The organism is Paenibacillus whitsoniae (assembly GCF_003955665.1).
In the GTDB taxonomy this organism is placed as follows: Bacteria; Bacillota; Bacilli; order Paenibacillales; family NBRC-103111; genus Paenibacillus_E; species Paenibacillus_E whitsoniae.
In genome coordinates this window covers 74,646-84,699 of sequence record NZ_RXHU01000045.1, presented here as the reverse complement: position 1 = coordinate 84,699, position 10,054 = coordinate 74,646, and the positions used below count along the sequence as shown (strand labels likewise).

The following is a 10,054-nucleotide window of genomic DNA, read 5'->3' as shown; positions in this document are numbered from 1 at the left end:
ACCGTACCGCTGTCTGCTGGATACTACTCCTGCATTTCTTACATGTCTTTTTCAAGATATCGCTAGAATTGCGCGAAATCCTGTATTTCGTACAGTTAAAGCGGCCCGCTTCCGCCGAAATGAGGCTAAACCAGGCAACAGCGTGCGATTTCCTGTAGGTTTTGCAGGATTATGCCACCACGGGCTGTTTTGCTGGCGGTTTAGCTGTACATTTTGCAGGAAGTCGCGTATGCGCGGTACAAGCAAGGAGCCTACCTGCTCTCCTTGCCCCGAACCGCAAGATAAACCAAGGGTGCCCCTCAAAGAGCCTATCATTTAGGCTTGCGGGGCACCCTTTTGCATAATGGGCTAAGCTGCGCTGCACCCGAATCTAGCTGCTCGGTGATCGGCGAGCCAGATGGCGGGGCCCTTCACCATTACCGACTCAGCTGTACCGTACCAGCAGCCGTCGCCCAAGCGCCGACCGGCGCTACGGTGTACGTCATGCCCGGAACGAGCTCGGCATTGTCCAGCAGGGCGAAGGTGCCGGTCGCGCCTTTGCGGGAGGTCAGCGTATACTCCGCTGTCAGCGCTTTGCCGTCCGTCCCTGTCAACGTAACTCGGCGCGATACGAAAATTTCATCCTTCGGATCGGCGGCAAGCGTCACGTTTACGGTTTTGTTGTTAACCGCGGCCGCAGATTGAATCGACAACGGGGCGATATCCTTCGCGATGAACGTTGCTGTTTTCAGCGTCGCCCAGTCGGTCGAAACGGTGTACTTGACGCTTGGCTTGAACGTTGCGCCGTTCGGCAGGATAAACTTCGGCGCTTGACGCCCGTCGGTCGCTTGCGTGAACGGCAAGTAGTGGGCCGTCATCGTCTCGCCGCCTTCCGGCGTGATTTGCACCTGACGATTGCGCATGGAGGACAGGATTTGGTACGTTACGCCGTTGTAACGATTGCCTTCATCTACGATGAAAGCGCCCGGCCGGCTTTTGCTGTATGCGGCAATGACGTACCCATAGTCGGAAACGCCGTCCGCCAAGTGGGATTCGACTTCAAACAGATCGTTCGCGATTTGCTGCGTGGAGGCGAGCGCAATTTTCTCCGTGCTGGCCGTAAAAGATCCCGCCGGCTTGCCTTTGTATGTCAGCGTATACTTCGTTCCTGCTTTTTGGGTCGGTACCGGAACGATGTAAGTCGACACGGCGCCTGTTTTTAGCCGCGGCACGTTGCTGATCGCCAGCCCGTTATCCAGCACGAAGTTTTTGGAAGCAGGCTCCAGTTCCAAGTCAGCGGCCGGGATTGGGCCTGAAAAGGTGACTTGCAGCGTAATGCCATTCAGCACTTCGAGCTTGGTCACGCGAATCGGCGCTTTTTGCTGCGCTTCATAAATGAGCAGCGCAGCCTGCCCGCGCGTTACGGTGCTGCCCTCAGCGGCAAAGCTCGGCAGCTCGCGAATAACTGCCGCGTCCACTTGCAGAGCACCTGCCAGCAACGTCACAAGCTCCGTCGCTGTCACTGCCGCAGCCCCGTCAAATTGCGAGGACGTCAATACTCCCTCTGCATGAAGCGCGGCGGCATAGCCGTAAAACCACTCGTTTCCCGACAGATCGGAAAAAGCATTTGCCCCACCAGCAGCTGCTTGATCCAGATGCAAAGCCAGCGTCATCATTTTCGCAACCTCCGCACGCGTCACCGCACGATCCGGTTTAAACGAATTGTCCTCATAGCCGGACACGACGTGCTGCCCGGAAAGCGCTTCAATCGCGGCTTGTACTTGCTGGGCGGCGTCAGCCGTATCCTCGAACGGGCTGGCGGCCAAAGCGTTAAAGGGAAGAACCGCGGATAATCCGACGGCGGCGGAAATCGTAAGAATGGCTAACGTTTTTTTCGTTGTTTTCATATGCGTGTGCTCCTTTGGCATGTAAGTTGTTTGAACCTGCTTGCGCATGTGCTGCCTACAAGTACTAGCTTACAAGCCCGCGCATTACAATCGCATAAAAACCAGCGCCCAAACATTACAATTTCATAAAAAAGAACCTGTCGGGCGAGGACGCCCAGCAAGTTCTTCTTCATTCAGGCTATCAAATTATCCGTAATCGTCGCCCTATTTCCCACCGGAAATAAGGCACAAAGCCACGATCTTTACTTGATGCTCACAGGCATCCCCTTGATCTGCTCCTCGTCCGGCGTGACAAACAATGTCTTCTGGTTGACATAAATCACAAAACCAGGCTTCGCACCGCTAGGCTTATGCACATGCCGAATCGCCGTGTAATCCACGGGGACGCGGCTGGAGTTTTTGGCCTGGGAGAAATAGGCGGCAAGCTGCGCGGCTTCGTGCAGCGTCTTCTCGCTAAAGCCCTCTCCGCGGATGACGACGTGAGAGCCCGGAATATCCTTCGTATGCAGCCAAGTGTCGGTCGCTGCCGCCAGCCGATTCGTTAAATACTCGTTCTGCGTATTGTTTTTGCCGACATAGATCGCAATGCCCTCGCTCGACGTATAGCAGGCCAGACTCGGCTTGTCTTTTTTCTTCTTTTTCCGCTGTTTCTTGGCGCGATCCCGCACATAGCCCTGTTCCATCAGTTCGTCGCGAATTTCCTCAATATCCGAGAGGGAGGCGACGCTGAGCTGCAGCTGCAAGGTGGCCAGGTAATCCAGTTCCTGATGCGTTTGCAAGATTTGCTCGGTGACGATGGCGGTGCTGTTTTTGAGTTTCGTATACTTTTTAAAATAGCGCTGCGCATTCTCCGACGGGTTCAGCAGCGGATCCAGCGCAATCGTGATGGAGGCTTGATGCTCATCGTAATAATTGATCGTCTCCACTTCGCGGTCGCCTTTTTTTATAAGATGAAGCGAGGCGGTCAGCAGTTCTCCTAAAATCCGATGCTTATCCGCATCTTTGGATTCTTCAATCGTTTCTTGCAATTTTTCCAGTTTCTTCACATTCTTGTTGATTTCGTTCTGGATAAAACGAAGCAAATCGCTGACACGCTGCTTGACGGTATCCCGCTCGGCTTTATCACCGTAAAAATGCTCCAGACACGCGCTCGGCGACGCGTACGCCTTCACTTGCCCCGCAAGATGCGTCAGCTGCGTGATGCTGAAAAACATTTTGCCCGTGTCCTGCTGCTCCACGATAACCGGTTCATAGCGCTGCTCGCGCACCGCGGCCATCAACGCTTGGAACGCTGGCCACAATCCGCCGCCGCTCGCACTGCGATGCACCAGCTCCTTTGCCACCAATGGACTCAGACCGCTGAAGGAAGCGACGAGCTTTTGCTCCGGCTTGAGGCTGGCGAACGCGTCATCCTTGCCCTCACCGCCCATGGCCCGCTCGAAGGCGTCCTCATCCACAGCCAGCGGATTCAGCTTGTTCTGCTCCGGCGGCGAGACATACGTGCTGCCCGGCATGACAATCCGATACGAGCTGATCGCGGGTGTGACGTGATGAATGCCGTCCAGAATGGTGTCGCTCGCAGGATCGAGCAGGATGATGTTGCTGTGACGCCCCATGATCTCGATGAGGATCACTTTGACGCTCATATCGCCTAGCTCGTCCCGGTGCCGAACCGTCAAACGCACGACGCGCTCCAGTCCCACTTGCTCCACGGCTTCGATGATGCCGCTCTCGCAATGTTTGCGCAGCAGCATGCAGAACATCGGAGCATCCAGCGGATTGAGCGTCGCTTGCTCGGTAAGCTGCACCCGCGGATACGTCGGGTTTGCCGACAGCAGCAGCTTCAGGTTTTGACCTTGCGCCCTGATTTGCAGCACAACATCGTTCTCGTTCGGTTGATGAATTTTATTAATGCGGCCTCCGACGCAGCTTTGCAGCTCGTGCACAACGGCGTGAAGGACGAGTCCGTCCAACGACATTTTTCTAACAACTCCATTCCAAGTATAAGAGGTAGTTCAAAAAGTCGTTTTTTGATCACGATGTAATCCGGGAAGAGGACTCGACATCGAATCTTGCGTTCAGCTTCGAAGTGCGGTGCTCATGTAGGTTTTGCCTACATTCCGCTCCTCCTTCTTCAGCTTCTCGAACCTTCTCGGTGCTGAAAACCCGACTTTTTGAACACTACTATAAAACGTAATCTTCTCTATGATGCCATACTTTTCATAAAAACTTAAGTGGCCAGGGAGCGGAAAGATGATTTCAGGGATATTTTCCCGCTTGTCTGAATACATTGACGTATAGGTGAGACAAGTACATGTGGAGGGAGAAGGGCGGATGAGTCAGGAGAAGTGGTACCAGTTGAACTCGGAGGATGTCTTGCGGTTGCAGCAAGTGAATATGCAGCAAGGCTTGCCCTGGGAAGAAGCGTGGAGGCGGCAGGCGGAGGTAGGGCGCAACGAGCTTTCGGAAGGACAGCGCATATCCCCGTTAACCCTGCTTTTGAATCAGTTTAAAGATTTCATGGTGCTGGTCTTATTGGGGGCTACCCTCATTTCCGGCCTGCTTGGGGAATATTTGGACGCGATCACGATTGTCATTATTATTGTCATGAATGGCATTTTGGGCTTTACTCAGGAATTTCGGGCGGAAAAGTCGCTGCGCGCGCTCAAAGAGCTGTCTGCGCCGAACGCTAACGTCTGGCGGGAAGGGGCCTTGCATCAGATTCCGGCTCGCGATCTTGTGCCCGGCGACATTATTGTGCTGGAGAGCGGGGACCGGGTGCCGGCGGATGTGCGCTTTTTGGAAACGAACGGTCTGTATGTGGAGGAATCCGCTCTTACCGGGGAATCCGTGGCCGTCAGTAAACTAACGGCTGTGATTCCGCATGATGACGTACCGCTCGGGGATCAGCGCAATCTAGGCTTTATGGGCACGATGGTGTCCCGCGGGACGGCCAAGGCAGTTGTCGTACGGACAGGCATGTCAACCGAAATGGGCAAAATCGCCGATCTTATTCAGAACACAGAATCGATGGAGACGCCGCTGCAGCACAGACTCGAACAACTCGGCAAAATCCTCATCATCGTCGCGATTGCGCTCACTGTACTCGTCGTCGTAGCGGGCATTATGCACGGACAACCGCCGTACGCCATGTTTCTGGCTGGTGTCAGCTTGGCGGTCGCAGCCATTCCGGAAGGCCTCCCGGCGATCGTTACGATCGCGCTTGCCCTTGGCGTCCAGCGTATGATTAAGCGTAAGGCGATCGTGCGCAAGCTGCCATCGGTGGAAACGCTCGGCTGCGCCTCGGTCATCTGCTCGGACAAAACCGGCACGCTGACCCAAAATAAAATGACCGTCACTCACCTGTGGATCGGCGGGGATGTGATGGAAGTAACGGGGGACGGCTATACGCCGGTTGGTCAAATCCTTCACGCCGGTCACCAAACCGACCCCCTGAAGCATCCGTCGCTGTCCAAGCTGCTGCATATTTCGGCGTTGTGCAATAATGCGACTTTATTTGAAGAGAAAGCGGAGACGAAGCGGAAAAAAGGCAAGGAAGGTGCAGAGACGCCTGCTTCCGTCTGGAATATTAAAGGCGATCCAACCGAAGGAGCCCTCGTCGTGCTCAGCGCGAAGAGTGGCATCACACCGGAGTCGCTGCGGGATAAATTCAAACGCATTGCGGAATTCCCGTTCGATTCCGAGCGCAAGCGCATGTCGGTGCTGGTTGCCTCGGAGCAAGGCCGCATGGCCTGCGCGAAAGGCGCGCCGGACGTGCTCATTCAGCACTGCTCCTATATTTTGTGGGACGGCAAAGTCATTCCGTTCACCTCTACATTGAAGCAAAAGGTGATTTCCGCCAATGAAGGCATGGCGAAATCGGCGCTGCGCGTGCTTGGCGTCGCGTACAAGGATGTAAAGATGTCGGATCGCTGCGAGGATCATGAAGATGTGGAAAACAACCTCGTGTTCGTCGGCCTGACCGGGATGATCGACCCGCCGCGCAAAGAAGTGCGCGAAGCGATCGCCAAATGCCGCAAGGCGGGCATCAAAACCGTCATGATCACCGGCGACCACCAGACGACGGCGGAAGCGATCGCCAAGCAGCTTGGCATGATTCCAGCGAACGGCGTGTCCATGAGCGGCCAGCAAATCGGCCAAATGACCGAGGAAGAGTTGGATGCGAAAGTGAACGATACGTATGTGTACGCCCGCGTGTCGCCGGAGCATAAGCTGCGCATCGTCAAGGCGCTGCAGCGCCAGGGCCATGTCGTCGCGATGACGGGGGACGGCGTCAACGACGCGCCGGCCATTAAGGCGGCGGATATCGGTATTGCGATGGGGATAACGGGCACTGATGTGTCCAAAGAAGCCTCCTCGCTCATTCTTAGCGACGACAACTTCGCCACCATTGTGGCGGCGATTGAGGAAGGTCGCGGCATCTATGAAAATATTCGCAAATTCATCCGCTATTTGCTGGCTTCCAACGTCGGCGAAATTATGACGATGTTCATTGCCATGATGGCGGGGCTGCCGCTGCCGCTGGTGCCGATTCAAATCCTGTGGGTCAACCTCGTGACCGACGGACTGCCGGCCATGGCCCTGGGCGTCGACCAGGCTGAAAAAGATCTCATGCAGCACAAGCCGCGCTCGGCCAAAGAAAATATTTTTGCCCGTCGGCTTGGCTGGAAAATTATTTCCAGAGGGCTGCTAATCGGCGTCTGTACGCTGGGGGCGTTCTGGCTCGTACTGCATACGAATCCAGGAGACAGCGATACGCTGCTTAAAGCGCAAAGCGTTGCCTTCGCCACACTCGTCATGGCACAGCTTATTCATGTGTTCGACTGCCGCAGCTCGCGCTCCATTTTCCACCGCAATCCGCTGCAAAATAAATACCTTGTGCTGGCCGTGCTGTCCTCGCTGATCCTGATGCTGGCGGTTATGTACATCGACTCGCTGCAGCCGATTTTCAAAACCGTGCCGCTCGGCTGGAAGGACTGGATTCTCGTCCTGATTGCAGCCGGCATCCCGACCTTCTTCATGGGCCTCGGCAGCGTGCTCTCGCCGAAGCGCAAGCGCAACAACGACCGCAACAAAGGTGTCCGTGCGTCAGGGTACAGTTCGTCAAAAGCAAGCTTTCGTTAAAATAGGGCTGCCCGCTGGCAGTTCGATGCAAGGAGCCGCTGAGAAGCGGCTTTTTGACGTTTAACTTACGTCGACCGCCGCAGGCACTATTGCAGGCACCCGTTTCCCGCCGTTATTCCATCGATACAAGGGCTATGCACACACGCGATTTTACGCTATGATAAGGGCTAAACCGTAGGTGGATGAGGTGCGTTCAGATGAATTTTACGAAAATGCATGGCTTAGGCAACGATTTCATCGTCGTGTACGGTGAGCGGGAGCTGCCTGCTGGGGCGGATCAGCTTGCCATTCGGTTATGCAACCGCAATTTCAGTATCGGCGCTGACGGCGTCGTCTTTATTCTGCCTTCCGAGAAGGCGGATTTTCAAATGCGCATTATCAACGCAGACGGTTCCGAGGCCGAGCAATGCGGCAATGCGGTGCGCTGCGTTTCCAAATATGTGTACGATCATAAGCTGGTAGATTCGACCGACATTACAATTGAAACGATCGGAGCCGGCGTGCAAAAGATCGAAGTGCAGGTGAAGGACGGCAAAGTTGTGACCGCGCGCGTTGACATGGGCGAGCCAATTTTGCAAGGCTTGCAAGTGCCGACAACGATCGACAGCGACCAGGTTGTGCAGCATCCGATTGAAGTGGATGGCATGACGTTCACGTTCACAGCCGTTTCCATGGGCAACCCGCATTGCGTCATTTATGTGGACGATGCGATCCACTTTGACCTTGCGGTGTGGGGGCCGAAGCTGGAGACGCATCCGATGTTTCCGCGCAGAACGAACGTGGAGTTCGCGACGGTTCAGAACCGCGCGTATACCGATATGCGCGTCTGGGAGCGCGGAGCGGGCCCTACGCTGGCTTGCGGCACCGGCGCTTGCGCAACGCTCGTCGCTTCCGTGCTGAACGGGTATTCCGACCGGGATTCTATCGTATCGCTGAAGGGCGGAGAGCTGTTCATCTCCTGGAACGAAACGGATAACCGCGTTTATATGACCGGACCTGCGGAAGAAGTGTTTACGGGGACGATTCCGGATTTGGCATAAATTTGTAACGGGACGATGGGTGTGCGATGTATATTTTTCGCTAAGGCAGGTTTAGATGCCGGGGAGATGGAGGATGATAGGATGAAGACGGATCTTCGTTCCGCGCTGCAGCAGGAAATCATTACCGGCGACGGAGCAATGGGGACATACTTGTACCAAATGGGCTTTCCCGTGGGCATTTCGTATGAGGAGCTGAATTTGCTGCGTCCCGAGACGGTGTCGGAGGTGCATCGCCGGTACTACGAGGCGGGCGCCCGACTGATTGAAACGAATACCTTTTCGGCCAACCGGGAGAAATTGTCGAAATACGGCCTGGAGAGCGATGTGGAAGCGATTAACCGGGCAGGCGTAGAACTGGCGCGAAAAGCGGTCGGCGATAACGCGTATGTTGTCGGCGCGATCGGCTCGATTCGGGCCGGGAAGCGGAAAAACGTCCGCACGGCGGACGTCGAAGCTGCGCTTCGCGAGCAGATCGGCATCTTGCTGGATTCGCCGGTGGACGGGCTTCTGCTCGAGACGTTCTACGATCTGGAGGAGCTGCAGCTCGCGCTCAGCATTATCCGCAGCATGAGCGCGCTCCCGGTCATTTGCCAGTTCGCGAATGAGGGGACGGGCAGCACGCAGGACGGCGTGCCTCTGCAAGAAGCGTTTTTGCGCCTGCGCGACGGCGGTGCCGACGTCATCGGCTTCAACTGCCGGGTCGGCCCGAACGGTATTCTTCGCTCGATGGAAAAGCTGCCCAGCGACCTGGGCGTGCCGTTCTCGGCGTTCCCGAACGCAGGTCTGCCCGACTATGTCGACGGGCAGTATACGTATGCGGCGACGCCGAAGTACTTCGCCGAGTGCGCACGGCGCTTCGCCGACCTCGGCGCGCGCTTGATCGGCGGCTGCTGCGGCACGACGCCGGAGCATATCGCAGCGGTCGCGAAGGCGCTGCAGGGCTACGTCCCGGCGGCGCCCGGGACGACAGAGGGCGCGCCGACCGAAGTCGTGCGCGTGAGCGAACCGGCGCCGGCTCAGCCTGCGCCGCCGGCAGCCCCGACGCTGCTGGACATCGTCAAGCAGCGCAAAACCGTCATTGTCGAGCTGGATCCTCCGAAGGATCTCGACATCCAAAAATTTATGCAGGGCTCGAAGGCCCTGCAGGACGCGCACGTCGACGCCATTACGATGGCCGACAATTCGCTGGCGGTGACGCGCATGAGCAACCTTGCCCTCGGCTATCTCGTGCAGGACAAGTTGGGCGCGCGTCCGCTCATTCATATCGCGTGCCGCGACCGCAACATGATCGGGACGCAGTCCCATCTCATGGGCTTGCACGCACTCGGCATCGACCACGTGCTGGCCGTGACCGGCGACCCTGCCAAGTTCGGTGATCTGCCGGGGTCCAGCTCGGTATACGATCTGACCTCTTTCGAGATCATTCGGATGATCAAGCAACTGAACGAGGGCATCGCGTTCTCCGGTAAGCCGCTGAAACAGAAGTCGAACTTTGTGATCGGCGCAGCATTCAACCCAAATGTGAAACATTTGGACAAAGCCGTTCAGCGTCTGGAACGCAAAATCGAGGCTGGGGCAGATTACATCATGACGCAGCCTGTATATGATGCCAAGCTGATCGAGGATATCTACGAAACAACAAAGCATTTAAACGTGCCGATTTTCATTGGTTTTATGCCGCTTGCCAGCGAAGGAAATGCTGAGTATCTGCATAATGAGGTGCCAGGTATTCGCTTGTCGGATGACGTACGCAGACGCATGAGCGGGCTCAAAGGTCCGGAGGGCCGCGCGATGGGTGTCGAAATTGCGAAGGAGCTGCTCGATACCGCGATGCAGTATTTCAACGGCATCTACCTGATGACGCCATTTTTGGCCTATGAAATGTGTGTAGACCTGACGAAGTATGTCTGGGAAAAGTCGAATCGCCATGATTTCCACTTGTACCCACTTTCAAAATGAATTAAAATAGGATAACGGATGTGA

The 10,054-nt window shown here is 55.9% G+C and carries 5 protein-coding genes; 3 read left to right on the top strand and 2 right to left on the bottom strand.

Translation table 11 applies throughout. The annotated features are described in order from the left end of the window. Positions 1 to 416: 416 nt before the first annotated feature. Together EJQ19_RS16505 and EJQ19_RS16500 are read right to left on the bottom strand one after the other, a co-directional pair. Positions 417 to 1,886, bottom strand: a complete 1,470-nt coding sequence (locus EJQ19_RS16505) for an S-layer homology domain-containing protein (protein ID WP_164716583.1) — start codon at positions 1,884 to 1,886, stop codon at positions 417 to 419. Positions 1,887 to 2,128: 242 nt separating this feature from the next. Continuing rightward, positions 2,129 to 3,865, bottom strand: coding sequence for an Rqc2 family fibronectin-binding protein (locus tag EJQ19_RS16500; protein ID WP_126142338.1), 1,737 nt, complete (start codon positions 3,863 to 3,865; stop codon positions 2,129 to 2,131). Positions 3,866 to 4,220: 355 nt separating this feature from the next. Here EJQ19_RS16500 and EJQ19_RS16495 point away from each other — a divergent pair, with 355 nt between their 5' ends. The 3 genes from EJQ19_RS16495 (at position 4,221) to EJQ19_RS16485 (ending at position 10,030) form a co-directional block, all read left to right on the top strand. After that, a complete protein-coding gene (locus EJQ19_RS16495) occupies positions 4,221 to 7,031 on the top strand; it encodes a calcium-translocating P-type ATPase, SERCA-type (protein WP_126142337.1) in 2,811 nt (936 codons plus the stop codon). A 197-nt stretch (positions 7,032 to 7,228) separates the two neighbouring features. Continuing rightward, entirely contained in the window at positions 7,229 to 8,071 is an 843-nt protein-coding gene (gene dapF / locus EJQ19_RS16490) for a diaminopimelate epimerase (protein ID WP_126142336.1), read from the top strand. Positions 8,072 to 8,152: 81 nt separating this feature from the next. Next, positions 8,153 to 10,030: a bifunctional homocysteine S-methyltransferase/methylenetetrahydrofolate reductase gene (locus EJQ19_RS16485; RefSeq protein ID WP_126142335.1), complete on the top strand. Its 1,878-nt coding sequence runs from the start codon at positions 8,153 to 8,155 to the stop codon at positions 10,028 to 10,030. The last annotated feature ends 24 nt before the right edge of the window (positions 10,031 to 10,054 follow it).

Coding starts and splice junctions, on each gene's coding strand:
- EJQ19_RS16505 (WP_164716583.1), bottom strand. CDS start 1,886: ATGAAAACAACGAAAAAAACGTTAGCCATTCTTACGATTTCCGCCGCC.
- EJQ19_RS16485 (WP_126142335.1), top strand. CDS start 8,153: ATGAAGACGGATCTTCGTTCCGCGCTGCAGCAGGAAATCATTACCGGC.
- EJQ19_RS16500 (WP_126142338.1), bottom strand. CDS start 3,865: ATGTCGTTGGACGGACTCGTCCTTCACGCCGTTGTGCACGAGCTGCAA.
- dapF (WP_126142336.1), top strand. CDS start 7,229: ATGAATTTTACGAAAATGCATGGCTTAGGCAACGATTTCATCGTCGTG.
- EJQ19_RS16495 (WP_126142337.1), top strand. CDS start 4,221: ATGAGTCAGGAGAAGTGGTACCAGTTGAACTCGGAGGATGTCTTGCGG.